This is a genomic window from Bacillus sp. 22483 (genome assembly GCF_052044605.1).
GTDB classification, from domain to species: domain Bacteria; phylum Bacillota; class Bacilli; order Bacillales; family Bacillaceae; genus Bacillus; species Bacillus altitudinis.
The window spans coordinates 21,049-37,808 of the sequence record NZ_JBQENU010000006.1 but is presented as its reverse complement, the minus strand read 5'-3'; the positions used below and the strand labels follow the sequence as shown (position 1 = coordinate 37,808).

Sequence of the window (16,760 nt, the reverse complement as noted above, 5' to 3'; positions counted from 1 at the left end):
CACTAAGAATATTATCGGCAGCAAATAAGAGGATTGTAATGAAAAAAGAGGATACGTCTGATCATGGTTCGCCTTAAAAAGTGTACATCGCCCAAGCAAAACCGTTCAAAACAAAAAAGCTTGTAGAAAACCATTGTGTTTTCTACAAGCTGATGAGCTTACTTTATCCTTTATGAAGATTTCATCCAAGGCATTTTCTGATAGGTGCGATAGGCTCTGCCATTGATATAGAAAAAGAACGATGTTTTCCCGCTTGATTTGATCAACCGCTTTGCCAGCTTGTTCATCTCTTTTTGGGCTGTCACTTTTTCATCAGACAAATAGACCGCAAGTAACCCTCTATTGATTAGTTTGTGAAAGTTCTCGTGTGGAATGCCTTTCAGCTGTTCATCCGCTTTTTCAATAAAATGCTGTAGTCTATCCATCATCTCGTGATGAGAGTTGTAGTACGAGCAAAAATTCAAATCGCCTTCCAGCCTGTCCTCTTCTTGGTCGATTAAATAGTCCAGTAAGATGTGCAGACCTTGAATATAAGGGAAATAGCTTTCGTAAATTTGCTTCGCCTGCTTCTCTGTAAAATCAGGCTGCAGTGCATAAGCCACAAGACAGAAAATGCCCAGCGTTGATCCTGCACATGCGGAAAACTCATACCACTCCATCTTCGGTAAATCCTTTTCATACTGGCGGAACCATGACTCTAATCGAGGTTCACGCTCATGAGGAACCACATGCTTATGTACTTGTAAATCACTATAATAATCACACAGCGTATGTAAATAGGGCTGAATGATCGGATAATGCGCTAGACGTGACAGCACATCTTGGCACGTCCTGACTAGCGCATGCAAGTACCCATGATCCTCTTGATCATCACGGAATTGATAATACGGCTTAAGCTCCGCATGAATATCGAGTGCATCTCTCATTGCCTGATGCAGCATATGAAAATCCTTTGGATCAAGTGATGTACTGCGGTCACACAAATTATCTAAGTAATCGCTAATCGTTTGGTACGCCACAATGAATTCAATACACGTTTCCTTCGCTTCACCTGCAAGCAGAGATAAAATTCCCCCGCCTTCACAGTGAAAGGTTTTACTAGATATGCTCGCTAGTGCCTGCGTTCTCAGTTCTTCATTTTCAATCATTTCTGCATGAGCCCGCCACTTTTTTAGCTCCTGATGAACTAGCGGAAAAATATCTTTATACACCTTCGTCATCAGTGCAAAAGGACGTTCTGGTACTGACAAATCAATCCACCCCCAACTTAAGCTCACAATCAAATATATTGATCAGTAAAGGCTCTTGCCGCCTTAAACACATCTTCTCGCTCGGGCTCATTAAAAATTTCATGATAAAGCCCTTCCCATTCACGGTATGATTTATTGGTTGATTCAATGCCATTGAACCATTTCATCACTCTTGTTTTATCTACTATCTTGTCATCGCCTGCCTGCATGAGCAGGAGCGGAATCGACCGAAAGACATTCGTTGGCTGCATCGCCGCATCGATATTTTTGACCAGTTCTCGATACCAGCGAACCGACACCTTCGTCACATAAAGAGAATCATTCGAATCCGCCTCAATCACATCTTGATTCCGTGTGGCAAGTTCGATCGACAGCCCAGATTCGACTTTAAAAGACGGCGCCAGCACATTTAGCCCTTTTGACGCAAAATCCATCAGCTTCTTCGGTTTAAATTGCAGACCTAAACAAGGTGATGATAAAATAAGGCCATCAATCTTCGTATGGGTATACTGCTTGAACCATTCAATCGAAATCAGTCCCCCCATACTATGTCCAAGTAAAAATGTCGGAAGTCTGAACGACTTCGCATGTTCAATCCATTCATCGACTGTATCAATGTATTCTTGAAAAGAACGAATGTGGCCTCTCGCACGTGTCGATGTCCCTTGCCCAGGCAGGTCACCCATGACGACGTGATAGCCTGCATTTCGCCACATTTCGATCAGCCATTTATATCGGCCATGATATTCACTAGCACCATGTACAATGACAATTGTACCAACCGGTCTTTCAGCATGCCAAGTCCACAAAGTAAACACCTCACAAATGTTGTATTAAGAAAGGAAGTCGAAAAAGTGATTTATCCATATCATCAGTTTACACCTGAGATTCATGAATCGGTCTTTGTTGCAGAAAACGCCACCATTACAGGTGATGTCACAATTGGAGAATATTCAAGCGTTTGGTTCCAAACGGTCATTAGAGGCGATGTAGCTCCTGTGAGAATTGGAAAAAACGTCAACATTCAAGACTTATCCTGTCTGCATCAAAGTCCTGGAAAAACACTTCTTATTGAAGATGGTGCTACCATTGGACACCAAGTCACATTACATAGTTCTATCATTCGAAAAAATGCCCTCATTGGCATGGGATCCATCATTCTCGATGGTGCGGAAATTGGCGAAGGAGCCTTTATTGGTGCAGGTAGCCTTGTCCCGCAAGGAAAAGTCATCCCAAAAGGTTCACTCGCTTTTGGCCGTCCAGCCAAAGTCGTTCGCCAGTTAACAGATGAAGATATCCAAGACATGGATCGTATCCGCAGAGAATATGTAGAAAAAGGACAATACTATCGTTCCCTTTTATCGCGTTAACATCATACATGTATCTTCACTTTATCATGTTTTTTTCAGGATATTAAGCAATAACTGTGTACCGCTTGTTATTTTACCCTTTTCCACTACTTTCTATCATGACAAAAAAGGTTTTCAGCACAAAGCTGAAAACCTTTTTCATTAGCTAAAAATAACTTCTTTCGGCTGGTGATTCAACTGCTCTGGATCAATGCTGCGCTCTACATAGATGCTATGCCAGATCATAAAGATCAGGACAGTCCAAATCTTACGGCTATGATCTGCTTTTCCAGCACAATGATCATTTAATAAATCAAGAACATATGCCTTGTTAATGTATTCATCTGTTTGACTGTTTTTAATGATATCTTTCGCCCAAGCGTTCATCTCATTTTTCAGCCAATGACGAATAGGTACAGGGAAACCTAGTTTTTTACGGTTTAACACATGGTCTGGTACAATGCCTTCTGCTGCTTTACGCAATAAATATTTCGTTGTGCCGTCTTTCGTTTTCAGCTCTTCTGGAATTTTAGAAGCTGCTTCAAATACGACCTTATCAAGGAATGGAACACGAAGCTCAAGAGAATTCGCCATTGTCATCTTATCTGCTTTCAGCAGGATATCCCCGCGCATCCACGTATGGATATCAACATATTGCATTTTGTTAATATCGCTGTAGCCTGCACTTTCCTCGAAGTATGTTTTCGTCACGTCACGATACGTGATGTTCGGATCATACTGCTTTAAGAGATTTTTCTTCACTGGCTCTTCAAAGATTTTCGCATTGCCGATATAACGTTCCTCTAATGGCGTACAGCCGCGAACGATAAAGCTTTTCCCTTTCATTCCTTCTGGCATTAAACGAGCCAGACGAAGAAGAAGCTTTTTCAGCATGGATGGTACAGATTCAAAAGGCTTTAGAGATAGCGGCTCACGGTAAATATTATATCCACCGAACAGCTCGTCTGCTCCCTCACCTGAAAGAACAACTGTGACTTGTTTTTTCGCTTCTTTTGCCACGAAATACAATGGAATCGCCGCTGGATCAGCCAAAGGATCATCTAAATGCCAGACGATCTTTGGAAGCTCATTCATATATTCCTCAGGAGAAATCACAGCACTAAAGTTTTGCAATCCCAGCTTATCAGCTGTTTCTTTTGCTACATCTACCTCACTGAATCCATCCTGCTGGAAACCAACAGAGAATGTCTTCAGTTCAGGGTGAAATTCCTTTGCGACCGACACGATGAAAGAAGAATCGATCCCACCTGATAGGAATGAACCAACAGGCACATCACTTCTCATGTGGACTTTTACAGAATCATAGATAGCATCACGTACTTCTTCTACTAATTTCTGCTCTTGTGTTTGTTCAGGTTTGAATTGAACTTTCCAGTAAGTCTTAAATGCAATGTCTTGGCCTGGACGCAGTGTAAACTGATGACCTGGCTCGACTTTGTGCACTTTTTGATCAAGTGTATTTGGCTCAGGAACGAACTGAAAAGACATGTACTGCTGCAAAGCAGTCTCATCAAATAAAATGTTCTCATTCACAGCCATTAAGCTTTTGCGTTCAGAAGCAAAGTACACTTGGTCATCCATTTGTGTAAAATAGAGCGGTTTAATGCCGAAAGGATCTCTTGCGCCATATAATAACTGCGCTTCTTTATCCCAAATTAAAAAGGCAAACATCCCGCGAAGCTTCGATGCCGCTTCTTCTTTATAGTGGCGATATGTGGCAAGAAGGACTTCCGTATCAGAATCTGTGCTGAACGTATAGCCTTTTTTCACAAGCTCTTCTTTCAGCTCCACATAGTTATAAATTTCTCCGTTGAAAATAATCCAATATTTTTCATCTTCATAAGAAAGCGGCTGCTTTCCGTGTTCAACATCTATAATGCTTAAACGTCTAAATCCAAATCCTACATGCTCATCATGAAAGTACCCCTCATCATCCGGACCTCGATGAACGATGAGACGATTCATTTGCTTAATTAACTCTTCCTGCTCAGTAGTTTCGGACAATGGACGGTGATTAAATACACCAACAAACCCACACATATTATTGCCTCCACGTTATGTTATTTCTTAAAAGTAGACCTATAATTAGACAGTATTTTGTCCAATTTTGTTTCACATTTTTACGCTTTTTGTAGAATTTTTTTTAATCAAAAGGAAAACCGCTTAAAATAAGCGGTTTTGTATGTTGTTATTCTCCTAATGCTTCCTTGCGAAGCTTGTCGGCTTTATCCGTTTTTTCCCATGGAAGATCCAAGTCATGACGGCCAAAGTGACCGTATGCAGCGGTTTGTTTATAGATCGGACGACGTAAGTCAAGCATTTTAATAATGCCAGCTGGACGAAGATCAAAGTTTGCACGTACCACTTCAATTAATTTCTCTTCAGAGGCTTTGCCTGTTCCAAATGTATCAATTGAAATGGAGACAGGCTGTGCAACACCAATTGCATAAGCAAGCTGCACTTCACATGAATCTGCAAGACCAGCTGCTACGATGTTTTTCGCTACATAGCGAGCCGCATATGCTGCAGAACGGTCAACCTTCGTTGCATCCTTACCAGAGAAAGCACCGCCACCGTGACGAGCATACCCGCCATAAGTATCAACGATGATTTTACGTCCAGTTAAACCAGCATCCCCTTGAGGTCCACCGATAACAAAGCGGCCTGTTGGGTTGATGAAGTATTTTGTTTCTTCATCGATCAGTTCACTTGGAACGACAGGGCGGATGACATGCTCTTTTAAGTCGCTTTGAATTTGTTCAAGCGTCACTTCTGGTGCATGCTGTGTAGAAATAACCACCGTATCAATACGAACTGGTTTGTTTTGTTCATCATATTCAACTGTTACTTGAGTTTTTCCGTCTGGACGAAGGTATGCAAGTGTTTCATTCTTGCGTACTTCTGTTAAACGGCGAGATAATTTATGTGCAAGAGAAATCGGCAGTGGCATAAGCTCTTCAGTTTCGTTGTTTGCAAAACCAAACATCAAACCTTGGTCACCTGCACCGATCGCATCAATTTCTTCTTCAGTCATTGTTCCTTCACGTGCTTCAAGCGCTTTGTCTACACCTTGCGCAATATCAGCAGACTGTTCATCAATTGATGTAAGAACCGCACATGTTTCCGCATCAAAACCATATTTCGCACGTGTGTAGCCAATTTCCTTAATCGTGTCACGCACCGTCTTTGGAATGTCGACATAAGTAGACGTTGTAATCTCACCGCTTACTAATACGAGACCGGTTGTTACAGAAGTTTCACAGGCAACACGTGCATTTGGATCTTTCTTTAAAATTTCATCCAAAATGCTGTCTGAAATTTGATCACAGATTTTATCTGGATGTCCTTCGGTCACTGATTCTGAAGTAAATAAACGACGATTTTGACTCATAATGGCTATTTCCTCCTGTACAAGACCACATCATCCCAAGATGAGGCCTCCAATATGATACGGAACTCGTTCCCTCTTATATTTCAACATGTTTATATTAGAGATGTTATTGGCAATTTGTTCATATGATATCCCAAAAATAAAAAAACCATTTCCTTCATTGCGAGGAAAGGGTCTGAGATCGCATGCCTTTCACTCTTATCGCTCAAGGTGTTCTTGTACCTTGCATCAGGTTAGCACCTTGGTTTCTCAGCATGTTCATGCCTTTTTCATAAGAAACCGGTTGCTGGGCTTCATCGGGCCTGTCCCTCCACCAACTCGGGATAAGAGTATCCGTTCAATAAGATATCTTATCTTAAACCCTTGCGTCATGTCAATGGTTCATAGGAATTATCTCCCCTTTTTTTCACCTCATCATTAGCATCACCAAAAAGCATATTTTCATAGCAGAAATGAAAAAACACACACAAAAATGTTTAAATAGTATAGACTATTATTATCAATGTGTTATACTAATCAAAACAAACAAATTCAACGGTAAAGGAAGGGTTTTTTTATGAACTCAGTGGATTTAAAAGAAGATTTGCAGTCATTGCTCTCATTAGAAAATACGCACCAAAATTTATCTGTTCCGAAACTTGTTGAAAAGATTCTGGCACGTAATGAAGGCGTTTTAACTTCAACTGGTGCTGTACGCGCCACAACGGGTGCCTACACTGGACGTTCGCCTAAAGATAAATTCATCGTAAAAGAAGAAAACTCTGAACATAAAATTGATTGGGGTCAAGTCAATCAGCCGATCTCGAAAGAGGCATTTGATCGTTTATATACAAAGGTTGTGTCATACTTAAAAGAACGTGATGAACTATTTGTCTTTGATGGTTTTGCCGGTGCTGACGAAAAATACCGTATGCCAATTACAGTTGTAAATGAATTCGCTTGGCACAATCTCTTTGCAAAGCAGCTATTCATCAGACCTGATGGATCAACACCATCATCAAACGAAAAACCTTTCACCATCTTATCTGCACCTCACTTTAAAGCAGATCCTGAAACAGATGGCACAAACTCTGAAACGTTTATTATCGTTTCTTTTGAAAAACGTACGATTCTGATCGGTGGAACAGAATATGCAGGAGAGATGAAAAAATCCATTTTCTCTGTTATGAACTACCTACTTCCTGAACAAGATATTTTATCAATGCACTGCTCTGCTAACGTCGGTCAAGAAGGCGATGTCGCTTTATTTTTCGGCCTTTCAGGTACTGGAAAAACGACGCTTTCTGCAAGTGCAAGCCGCAAGCTGATTGGAGACGATGAGCACGGCTGGTCTAACACAGGTGTCTTCAATATTGAAGGCGGATGCTATGCAAAATGCGTAAACTTAAGTGAAGAAAAAGAACCACAAATTTACAAAGCCATCAGCTTCGGATCAGTGCTTGAAAATGTAGTACTTGATGAAGAAACACGTGAAGCAGATTATGATGACACATTCTTTACTGAAAATACACGTGCAGCTTACCCAATCGAAATGATTGATAACATCGTGAAACCAAGTATTGCAGGTCACCCATCTGCCATCGTCTTTTTAACAGCTGATGCATTCGGTGTTTTACCTCCAATCAGCCGTTTAACGAAAGAACAGGCGATGTACCACTTCTTGAGTGGTTACACAAGTAAATTAGCGGGAACTGAGCGTGGCGTGACGTCACCAGAAACAACGTTCTCTACTTGCTTTGGTTCACCATTCTTGCCACTTCCTGCTCATGTCTATGCTGAAATGCTTGGTAAAAAAATCGATGAGCACGGCGCAAAAGTATTCCTTGTGAATACAGGCTGGACTGGCGGCGGCTACGGTACGGGCAAACGAATGAATCTTGCTCATACAAGAGCAATGGTGCAGGCAGCGATCGAAGGAGATCTTGACAACGCTGAAATGATCACTGACGACATCTTCGGATTACACATCCCGCTTCATATTCCAGGAGTGCCAGATGAAGTGCTTCAGCCTGCTAAAACATGGGACGATCAAGAGGCTTACAAAGAAAAAGCAAACTTCCTTGCAAATGAATTTAAAAAGAACTTTAAAAAATTCAGCCATGCAGCAAGTGATATTGAAGCAAAAGGCGGACCACTCGTCTAATCAAAAGGAAAAAGCTGAGGGAATGAATCCCTCAGCTTTTTTAGTTCGTTGAATGTAATGACACAAGACGGTACGTCACCTTCGTGACATTGTCTGTGAGCTCCAGCTTTTCAACATGTGCTGTCCCTGTTTTTTCTCCGTCTTTCGTTTTACGCACCTCAAGCGGAATATTTAATGGATAAATACGGTACCCTTCCTTCATGAGCTCAAACACATTTTCTTCAATTCTTGTCTCTATTCCTTTTGTGACAATCATTGTATTAAATTCAACAGGCATTCCCATAATGAAAATCCCCCTACTTTCTATATTTCTTTCTACCGTTTATTTTACCACATTTCCGCCTTTTCGGCTGTGCATCCATGTCGTCAGCCGTCTGACAATCTCCCGGTTATGCTGTGGCGGGAAATAATGATGATATCCGTGAAAATACCATGTTTCCACAGACTTACCATGCTGACGCAGGGCATCTTCTAATAAATACGCATGCTCAATGGATACATTCTCATCCAGCTCCCCATGAATGATTAGGACAGGTGCTTCAATTTGGTGCACATCATTCAAAGGCGTTCTAGCCTCATATGCCTCTGGTACCTTATGCGGAGGACCTCCTATCACACGCTTCATCATTCTTCTCATATCCACACGTTCTTCATAGGTGAGCTTCATATCACTTACGCCTCCCCATGTCACAAAGGAAGCGGCCTCATGCTTCATTTCAACAGCGGTCCATATGCCCATAATTCCGCCACGGGAAAAACCAAAGATATGAATGCGCTCCTGCTTCACCTTTTGATGATGTTTCAACAGCTGAAATGCAGCAAATGCATCTTTCCGATCTTCTCCGGCAAAATCCTCGTTCCCTTCCCCTCCTTGATTCCCTCGGTAGAAGGGCGCAAAGACGACAAACCCTTGCGCAGCAAATTGCACAATTCGGCCAGGTCTAACCATTCCCACATTTTTAATGCCGCCGCGTAAATATAAAAAACCGTCATAGAGACCTTCTCCGGCCGGTTCAGCGAGCAGCCCCTTCATTCGAAGTCCATCGGCCTCATATGTCACTGTATATAAGTGAATATGCGGATGTGGCGACGGGAACCTTCTCTTTTCCACAATCACTTGAATTCTCTCCTTTTCATTCGGTGTTACGTCAAATGCTTGATAATGGCCTCTGCGACGAGCTGTCCTGATTTTGTCACCATCGGAGTGCCGCCGCCTGGATGACTTGTGCCCCCAACAAACCAAAGTCCTTCAATATCCTTTGATTGATTATTGATGCGAAAAAATGCCTGCTTGAACGAGTTTGACGACATGCCATAAATGGCCCCATGATACGCTCCCGTTTTTTGCTGTAAATCAAGCGGGGTTTGTACCGCTTCAAATTCTACAAGCTGGTCAAGATCAAAGAGACCCTTTTCCTTTAGTTTTGTTTTCATATGCTGGCCATATGTCTCCTTTAGCATGTCCCAATTTTGCTCTTTTGTCACATATGGCGCATTGGCCAATACAAACAAGTTACTTCTTCCTGGCCCTCCGCTTAAAGCTGGCTCTGAATGACCTGAATAACAGATGTAAAGCGTCGGATCATGAGGAAGCTGTTTTTTCTGAAAAATATCCTTGAATTCTTGTTCATAATTCTCTGGAAAAAACACGTTGTGATGAGACAGTTGTTCATAGACTTTAGGGACGCCCAACAAAAGAACAAAACCTGATAACGATGGCTCAATGTTTGCCAGTTTTTGATTTCCAAAACTCGGGCGGTCTTCTTCATCAATTAATTGGCGATAAACAGTCAGTGCATCTGCCCCCGCAATGACTTGATCTGCCTCATATAACTGCTGATCCGTTTCAACTCCTTGAATCCGCTTATTCTTTACATGAATCTTTTTGACTGGTTCATTGAGATGAATTTGGACACCCAATTCCTTTGCCAGTGTCTCAAATGCCTCAACTAAACGATACGTACCGCCCTTAATACCATAAATGCCTTTTTCTCCTTCTAAATAAGCCATCATATTAAAAATAGCAGGTGCCTCGTATGGAGAAGAGCCAATGTAAGTCGCATACCGGCCAAACATCGCCAATGTATGAGGATGACGAAAATATTGACGCAGCAAGCGCTGAACAGATGTAAAAGGTTTGACAGCAAGAAGGGCTTTCATTAGCTTGACATCCGCTTTATCCTTCCAGGTCAATAATAAACGATTTAAAAACTGATCCTCTGCCATTTGAAAAAGCTTCTTCGATTCCTGTAAAAATGCCCGGTATTGCTTTGCATCCTCTGGACTAAAAACTGCAATTTGTGATTCCATTTGCTCAATATCTGGCGTAAACTCGACCGTATGTCCATCTGAAAAAACGTTTTTAGTAAGGGGAAAAATCGGATAAAACGTCACATAATCCTCCATTCGTCTATGACAGGAGGTAAATACTTCCTCAAAATACGCCTTCATTGTAATGGTACTCGGTCCTAAATCAAAAGAGTAGCCAGACGCTTGATGGCGTTGTAATTTCCCGCCTAAAGAAGCTTCTTTTTCTAAAATGGTGACCTGGAAACCGCGTGACTGTAAGCGAATCGCAGCCGATAACCCGCCAAGTCCGCCGCCAATAATGATCACTTTTTTCATTCGTACCTTCTTCCTTTCCATTCATAGCCTTCTTTTTTCAGCCCAATTTTCATAGAAGCAAAACCAATGGCAATCAGGCTCATGATACTGACAGGCAATAAAAAGGCCATCGTAGACGTTCTTCCATTTTCGATATCAATGACCGCTTTAATGGATACACCCAGCCCGTAGCAAAGAAGGGCTAAACAGAGATTGACCACATCAAAATGAATCAGTGCGATCATAAAGCAAAGAACAGGAACTACATAAAGGACGGAGTATAAACAAAAGACACTGCTTAACAAAGCAATGTTTCGATTCACTCCCGGGAACAAATTTTTCCGATATCCTTCCCATACTTCCTGTCCACTCTCATACATTCTCATGTAGACAAAAGAATGAATACTTGCCAGTGTGAACGGAAAGCCCTTCGCTTTCACTCGTTTAGCCAAAGCCATATCATCCACAAGAGAATCCTTGATCGCTTCATGACCACCTATTTCGTGATAACAGTTCTTTTCAATGGCAATAAAGCCGCCATGTGCTGCGGCAAAAGCAGGATGTTGAGATGTTTTGACCCACTTCACTGGCAGATGACAGCCAATCGTAAACATCATCATAGGAACAACAAGATGCTCAAAAGGCGTTCCCGTTTTTTGCTCTGGGAAACCTGAAAGCATGCCCGTTTTTTGTATGCATAACTGCTTGTACACCGCTTCAATAGCTCCTTGTTTTAAGCGGACATCTGCATCTAAAAATAACAGCCAATCAGAAGATGCTGCCTCAGCAAGCTGGGAACAAGCATATGATTTTCCAAGCCAGCCGCGCTTCAATACTTGACCTGACTGCACGCGAATCCATGGATATGTCTCTGCGAAGCCCTCTGCAATCATTCTCGTCTGATCTGTCGAGTGATCATCCAGTACGATCAACTCTTTCGGATGGAGATGCTGATCAACAATCGACTGAAGGCAGGCTTCCAGCCGTTTTTCTTCATTTCTCGCTGGAATGAGGATCGATAATGAAATGGGTTTATCAGGTGAAAGAGATGCCGGCTTGAGTACAGGAAATTGCTTCATATTCCAAATCGTAAACATCAATTGGCAGAGCAGCAAAACACTGATGACAATTAAGAAGACCGCCATGTTTTCACCCACTTTTTAAAGGAATCAAACGCATCACTAGTTGACCGGCTTGTCCTTGTCACCTGCCTAAATTGTTCGTTTGTTGAAAAATCTGGATCAGCAATAACCTGTGCTTGATGTGCGTTTAACTGTGTTTCAAGCAGGTCTCCGAGTAAACTTGTTACTTCCTTACTGCGAAGTGATCCGCCAGCTACTAGGACATCTTCTCCAAACTCAACCGATACCGTCGGTTTTTGAAATTGATTAAATGTATAATGTAGCGTCACAGGTTTGATGACGACCTGCTCAAATTGCCTGACTAAAAAAGAAGCTCCGCCTTCCAGTTCAAGCGGCCGTGTGTCTTGGTGCATAATTTTCCCCTGTGGGAAGAGCCACACAGCCCCGCCAGCCTCCATCTTCTCCTTTGCGGTCATTAATGCCTGCTTGACACTTTTCAGCTTCTCTTTATGAACTGGAAATGCACCAAGTTTTTGAAAAAAAGCATATTGCTTCAACTGCTTCTCTTCCATCATCATGGCATGATCCAGCTCAGACATTTGTTCTATTAAAAGAAAAATGATCAGTCCATCCCACCATGAACTGTGATTGGCAAGATAAAGAACAGAATGTTTCTCCTTTGGGTCAACCGTACCTTTCATCATGACACAGCGAAAATGTTTGTTCAGTAAATATCGTTTAAGATAAAAATAAAAGAGTCGTCTAAACGATCGGTTTTTGTCGCTTTCTTTCAAATCGAACCCTTCCTTCACACAAGATGACAATGATCAGTGCTAAATAAAAAATGACATCCAGCCCGCCCTTTAATGCTAAAAGACCAAAGAAGAACACCATGGCCTGATAAATACGTCCATTCCAGCGCAATGCCTGCTGATCAATGGAGACGAGCGGGAACAGAAATGAAAGTCCTGCTCCAATGATACCCCAGCTGACAAAATTCTCAAAAGGGATACCAAAGAAACCTCCACCGTCATACCACACCCAAAACTTTCGTTCAGCCGCTACCGGATCTAATATGAGATCAAGCAGCACAATCCATATACCTGTTTCGACGGCTCGTTTCCACTTCGATTGTTGTCTTGATAAAAAAAGACTATTTAAAAACACACCAACCCATGCAAAAGCGATCGTCAAAGGCACTCCCGCCACAAGAAATCCTAGCGTCGGATAATAATCATAGGCCCCAAAAGGAAAATCAGTTGTGATTCCCACCCATTCAACCGTAAACGTCAACACACCCACAATGGCTGCTCTTACGATCACAAAGCTCCATGCCCCGTAGATATTTCGTCCAATCTCAATGACGCAGCAGGCGTAAAGCACAAGAAAGATACCATTCGCAAACTGAAGCCATGCCGGCACTTCAAAAAAGACCATTAAAATAAGACCTACTACATACCAACCAACAAATACCCAACTCAATCTATACACGAAACCGCTCCTTTATTTCTTCCAAATACAAGAAAGCATTCATGCTTCTAGTATAGAAAAAAAGACACGTTCTATAAATAAACAATGCGCTTCTTATTTCATCTAGGCACTCACCAAAAATCCCTTTTGACATACTTTAATTAGTGACCTAGAACAAAGGAGGCGAATTACTCTTGAATCGTTCCATTAAAGTCAGACTGGCATTCATATTCGTTGTCCTGCTCTTTATTCCATTTGTCGCCTGTAAAAAAGACCAAGAGCAGACCGTACAAGTAGCCGAGGTGACCCATTCGGTCTTTTATGCACCGCTTTATGTCGCCCTATCCGAAGGATTTTTCAAAGATGAAGGCTTAGAGGTTGAATTAAAAACCACTTGGGGCGGCGATAAAACAATGACAGCTCTCTTATCCGGCGGCGCTGATATCGCTCTGACCGGATCTGAATCTTCTATTTATGTGGAAGCACAAGACACGAAAGACTCTGTCATGAACTTTGCACAGCTGACACAAACAGACGGTACATTTCTTGTTTCAAGGGAAAAAATCAATCAATTCTCTTGGGATCAATTGAAAGGAAAGGACTTTCTCGGTCAACGAAAAGGCGGCATGCCGCAAATGGTCGGTGAATATGTCCTGAAAAAAGAAGGCATTGATTTGAAACAGGATCTTCGCATGATTCAAAATATTGATTTTGCCAACATTTCAGGTGCTTTTTCCTCTGGAACTGGAGATTTTGTGCAGTTATTCGAACCGACAGCTTCCTTAATTGAAAAAGAAGGCAAAGGGTACATTACCGCCTCCTTTGGTGAGGCTTCCGGCAAGGTGCCTTATACCACCTTTATGGCAAAGAAGAGTTACTTAGAGGAAAACAAAGAGACAGCTGAAGCCTTTACTCGTGCCATTTACAAAGCGCAAAAATGGGTCAAAGCAAAGAGCCCAGAGGAGATTGCCGAGACAATCCAATCTCAATTTCCTGATACAGACCTTGATGTCTTATCAACAGCTATCAAACGCTACAAACAGCAGAACTCCTATGCAACAGATCCCCTTCTAAATGAAGAGGAATGGAACAAATTACAGGAAATCATGAAGGCAAGTGGTGAACTACCGGAATTTATCCCGTACAAACAACTTGTCGATTCATCCATTGCAAGGAAGGTCACAGATCACAAATAGAACAGGAGGTAGCACATGTCTTTCCTTCAAATTGACCATGTGACCCACACGTACTTCTCTTTAAAAGAAAAAACAACGGCCATACAGCACATCAATATGGAGATCACTCAAGGTGAATTCATCTCATTTATTGGTCCTAGCGGATGCGGGAAAACAACCTTGCTTTCCATCATCGCAGGCATTACGCCACCCTCTGAAGGTCGAATTTTAATCGAAGGAAAAGAACCGAATCAACAGGAGCATCAAATCGGTTATATGCTCCAGCAAGATTATTTGTTCCCATGGAAAACGATCAAGGAAAATGTCATTCTCGGGTTAAAAATTGCAAAACAAGATTCACATGAAGCCACCTCAGCTGCCCTTAGCTTACTGCCAAAGCTTGGACTCAATGATGTCGAAGATAAATACCCGAAGGAGCTGTCAGGCGGGATGAGGCAGCGTGCGGCTCTCGCCCGAACGCTTGCAGTTGATCCCGGACTGCTTCTGCTAGATGAGCCATTTTCAGCACTAGATTACCAGACGAAACTGACATTAGAAGACCTCGTCTTTCACACATTAAAAAACTACCAAAAAACGGCTGTTCTTGTCACGCATGACATCGGCGAAGCCATTGCGATGAGTGATCGCATTTTCTTATTCTCAAAGCATCCCGGCTCTATCCAGCGAATGTTTACGGTTCCAGATGATCTGAGGACGCTCTCTCCTTTTGAAGCGAGACAGACAGCAAGTTTCCAAGAGCTCTTTCAAACGATTTGGAAGGAGCTGAAGACAGTTGAAACACAGTGACCTTTTACATGAAGCCTATCGAAAAAAAGTTCGAATGGAAAAACGCATGACGCGAGTCTACCAGTTGATCATTTTCGCCAGTTTCTTTTCGCTTTGGGAGCTTGCGAGCCATTTCAGACTGATTGACCCGCTCATTTTCAGTTCACCATCTGCCGTCTGCCAATTGTTTGTACAAAAATTATCAGATGGTTCATTAATCAATCATATGAGCATTACGCTATTTGAAACAGTGCTCGGCTTTCTACTTGGTACTTTTTGCGGCATTTTATTAGCCGCCGCCTTATGGTGGTCCACCCGTCTTGCAAATGTTCTTGATCCTTATTTGGTTATTTTAAATGCGATGCCGAAAGTTGCTCTCGCCCCCATTTTAATTGTTGCCCTTGGACCAGGCATGATCAGCATTGTCGCGATGGGTGCCATTATCAGTGTGATCATTACCACCATCGTCATTTATACAGCCTTTCAAGAAGTCGATGAGAATTATTTAAAGGTCATGAAAACCTTTGGCGCGAAAAAAAGAACGGTCTTCCGTGAGGTCATTTTGCCAGCAAGTATTCCAACGATGATCTCTGCCATTAAGGTCAATGTTGGTCTTTCTTGGGTTGGGGTCATTGTGGGGGAATTCCTTGTTTCCTCAAAAGGACTCGGCTATATGATCATCTATGGCTTTCAAGTCTTCAACTTTACACTCGTGTTCTTAAGTCTTTTCATTATCGCCGTCTTCGCCACCATCATGTATCAGCTTGTTGAATGGCTGGAACGCCGTTTTCTGCAAAAATAAAAAGCGCAGGGTCATTTCCCTACGCTTTTTTTAACGAATCAAACCGTTCTTTTCTAAATAAGCAAGACTTTGTCTCAAGACATCATCTTTCATAATAAAACTGAAATTTTTATTTTTTGCGATGGATCTTGGTAAGTCTGCGAAAAGAACGGGTCCTTTCGTTTCAAAATACGTGTCCTGCTTGACGAGCCTTTCAATATCAGCGAAATAAATATTTTTGACAATGACTTTCTCTCTGCCAAGCACCTGATATTGACCAATATACGTTAATTCACGAACAACAGCACCCGTCTCTTCGTGAATCTCTCGTATAGCGGCTTGATCTGCTTCTTCATTTGGCTCTACTTTCCCTCCTGGAAACTCGTAGCCTCGATCCTCATGTTCAGTAAGTAGCCATTTTCCTTGATAGCGGCAAATAGCCCAAACATGCTTAGGATGACTTGAAAAAGGCTGCTCTTCAAAAGAGAGCTTGACCGTATTATGATAATAGTCTTTAAATACATGCATGTGAAATCCCTCATATCCTGTCCTTGCTTCTTGTAAAACATCATACCACAGATCACATTTCTCTGAAGAATTTTTATGAAAAGTGAAACAAACGAGTACTTCTATCTCGTCTGTATGTAAAATAAGTATTCTTGCTAAAACCTTTTTATCATCTCCATCCTCATCCCATTTTAATCATGA

16 protein-coding genes and 1 riboswitch are annotated in these 16,760 nt (G+C 42.0%); of the genes, 5 read left to right on the top strand and 11 right to left on the bottom strand.

The annotated features are described in order from the left end of the window. Positions 1-170: 170 nt before the first annotated feature. Positions 171-1,250, bottom strand: coding sequence for a tetraprenyl-beta-curcumene synthase family protein (locus tag ACTJJQ_RS10680; protein ID WP_017358359.1), 1,080 nt, complete (start codon positions 1,248-1,250; stop codon positions 171-173). A 29-nt stretch (positions 1,251-1,279) separates the two neighbouring features. Beyond that, on the bottom strand, positions 1,280-2,059 hold the full coding sequence (locus tag ACTJJQ_RS10675; protein WP_019743683.1) for an alpha/beta hydrolase: 780 nt from the start codon (positions 2,057-2,059) through the stop codon (positions 1,280-1,282). Between the two features lie 45 nt (positions 2,060-2,104). On the opposite strand from ACTJJQ_RS10675, the gene ACTJJQ_RS10670 reads away from it, so the two are divergent. Continuing rightward, positions 2,105-2,620 carry a gamma carbonic anhydrase gene (locus ACTJJQ_RS10670; RefSeq protein WP_008342977.1) on the top strand — a complete coding sequence of 172 codons (516 nt, stop codon included), beginning with the start codon at positions 2,105-2,107 and terminating at the stop codon, positions 2,618-2,620. A 141-nt stretch (positions 2,621-2,761) separates the two neighbouring features. Here the strand turns inward: ACTJJQ_RS10670 and asnB are convergent, their stop codons facing one another. Beyond that, entirely contained in the window at positions 2,762-4,660 is a 1,899-nt protein-coding gene (asnB, locus tag ACTJJQ_RS10665; protein ID WP_008342976.1) for an asparagine synthase (glutamine-hydrolyzing), read from the bottom strand. 148 nt (positions 4,661-4,808) lie between these two features. Then, positions 4,809-6,011, bottom strand: coding sequence for a methionine adenosyltransferase (gene metK / locus ACTJJQ_RS10660; protein WP_440600196.1), 1,203 nt, complete (start codon positions 6,009-6,011; stop codon positions 4,809-4,811). A gap of 195 nt (positions 6,012-6,206) precedes the next feature. After that, positions 6,207-6,341: riboswitch (SAM riboswitch) on the bottom strand. A 226-nt stretch (positions 6,342-6,567) separates the two neighbouring features. Between metK and pckA the strand changes: the two genes are divergently transcribed. Continuing rightward, positions 6,568-8,154: a phosphoenolpyruvate carboxykinase (ATP) gene (gene pckA / locus ACTJJQ_RS10655; protein WP_007501908.1), complete on the top strand. Its 1,587-nt coding sequence runs from the start codon at positions 6,568-6,570 to the stop codon at positions 8,152-8,154. Positions 8,155-8,194: 40 nt separating this feature from the next. Here the strand turns inward: pckA and ACTJJQ_RS10650 are convergent, their stop codons facing one another. Genes ACTJJQ_RS10650 through ACTJJQ_RS10625 form a run of 6 tightly spaced genes read right to left on the bottom strand, consistent with a single transcriptional unit; the run spans position 8,195 to position 13,331 of the window. Further along, positions 8,195-8,437, bottom strand: a complete 243-nt coding sequence (locus ACTJJQ_RS10650; RefSeq protein WP_440600195.1) for a DUF2584 domain-containing protein — start codon at positions 8,435-8,437, stop codon at positions 8,195-8,197. 39 nt (positions 8,438-8,476) lie between these two features. Beyond that, positions 8,477-9,271, bottom strand: a complete 795-nt coding sequence (locus ACTJJQ_RS10645; RefSeq protein WP_008342969.1) for an alpha/beta hydrolase family protein — start codon at positions 9,269-9,271, stop codon at positions 8,477-8,479. Positions 9,272-9,297: 26 nt separating this feature from the next. Continuing rightward, positions 9,298-10,779 carry a phytoene desaturase family protein gene (locus tag ACTJJQ_RS10640; RefSeq protein ID WP_440600194.1) on the bottom strand — a complete coding sequence of 494 codons (1,482 nt, stop codon included), beginning with the start codon at positions 10,777-10,779 and terminating at the stop codon, positions 9,298-9,300. Beyond that, positions 10,776-11,903 (bottom strand): glycosyltransferase, encoded by a 1,128-nt coding sequence (locus tag ACTJJQ_RS10635; protein WP_440600193.1) that lies wholly within the window; start codon positions 11,901-11,903, stop codon positions 10,776-10,778. The genes ACTJJQ_RS10640 and ACTJJQ_RS10635 overlap by 4 nt, the downstream gene beginning before the upstream one ends. Next, complete coding sequence (locus ACTJJQ_RS10630) at positions 11,888-12,634, bottom strand: lysophospholipid acyltransferase family protein (protein ID WP_440600192.1); 747 nt, start codon at positions 12,632-12,634, stop codon at positions 11,888-11,890. Before ACTJJQ_RS10630 ends, ACTJJQ_RS10635 begins: the two co-directional genes overlap by 16 nt. Further along, positions 12,603-13,331, bottom strand: coding sequence for a carotenoid biosynthesis protein (locus ACTJJQ_RS10625; RefSeq protein WP_017358367.1), 729 nt, complete (start codon positions 13,329-13,331; stop codon positions 12,603-12,605). Before ACTJJQ_RS10625 ends, ACTJJQ_RS10630 begins: the two co-directional genes overlap by 32 nt. A 173-nt stretch (positions 13,332-13,504) precedes the next feature. Here ACTJJQ_RS10625 and ACTJJQ_RS10620 point away from each other — a divergent pair, with 173 nt between their 5' ends. From ACTJJQ_RS10620 to ACTJJQ_RS10610, 3 genes are read left to right on the top strand one after another with little or no spacing between them, the layout of a single operon-like run. Beyond that, positions 13,505-14,506: an ABC transporter substrate-binding protein gene (locus ACTJJQ_RS10620; protein WP_046527566.1), complete on the top strand. Its 1,002-nt coding sequence runs from the start codon at positions 13,505-13,507 to the stop codon at positions 14,504-14,506. A 15-nt stretch (positions 14,507-14,521) separates the two neighbouring features. Continuing rightward, positions 14,522-15,292, top strand: coding sequence for an ABC transporter ATP-binding protein (locus tag ACTJJQ_RS10615; protein WP_048001453.1), 771 nt, complete (start codon positions 14,522-14,524; stop codon positions 15,290-15,292). 34 nt (positions 15,293-15,326) lie between these two features. Continuing rightward, positions 15,327-16,073 carry an ABC transporter permease gene (locus ACTJJQ_RS10610; protein ID WP_370529235.1) on the top strand — a complete coding sequence of 249 codons (747 nt, stop codon included), beginning with the start codon at positions 15,327-15,329 and terminating at the stop codon, positions 16,071-16,073. A 30-nt stretch (positions 16,074-16,103) separates the two neighbouring features. Here ACTJJQ_RS10610 and ytkD read toward each other — a convergent pair whose 3' ends face one another. After that, complete coding sequence (gene ytkD, locus ACTJJQ_RS10605; protein WP_008342951.1) at positions 16,104-16,580, bottom strand: RNA deprotection pyrophosphohydrolase; 477 nt, start codon at positions 16,578-16,580, stop codon at positions 16,104-16,106. Positions 16,581-16,760: the final 180 nt, after the last annotated feature.

Coding starts and splice junctions, on each gene's coding strand:
- pckA (WP_007501908.1), top strand. CDS start 6,568: ATGAACTCAGTGGATTTAAAAGAAGATTTGCAGTCATTGCTCTCATTA.
- ACTJJQ_RS10635 (WP_440600193.1), bottom strand. CDS start 11,903: ATGGCGGTCTTCTTAATTGTCATCAGTGTTTTGCTGCTCTGCCAATTG.
- asnB (WP_008342976.1), bottom strand. CDS start 4,660: ATGTGTGGGTTTGTTGGTGTATTTAATCACCGTCCATTGTCCGAAACT.
- ACTJJQ_RS10615 (WP_048001453.1), top strand. CDS start 14,522: ATGTCTTTCCTTCAAATTGACCATGTGACCCACACGTACTTCTCTTTA.
- ACTJJQ_RS10640 (WP_440600194.1), bottom strand. CDS start 10,779: ATGAAAAAAGTGATCATTATTGGCGGCGGACTTGGCGGGTTATCGGCT.
- ACTJJQ_RS10650 (WP_440600195.1), bottom strand. CDS start 8,437: ATGGGAATGCCTGTTGAATTTAATACAATGATTGTCACAAAAGGAATA.
- metK (WP_440600196.1), bottom strand. CDS start 6,011: ATGAGTCAAAATCGTCGTTTATTTACTTCAGAATCAGTGACCGAAGGA.
- ytkD (WP_008342951.1), bottom strand. CDS start 16,580: ATGCATGTATTTAAAGACTATTATCATAATACGGTCAAGCTCTCTTTT.
- ACTJJQ_RS10610 (WP_370529235.1), top strand. CDS start 15,327: ATGGAAAAACGCATGACGCGAGTCTACCAGTTGATCATTTTCGCCAGT.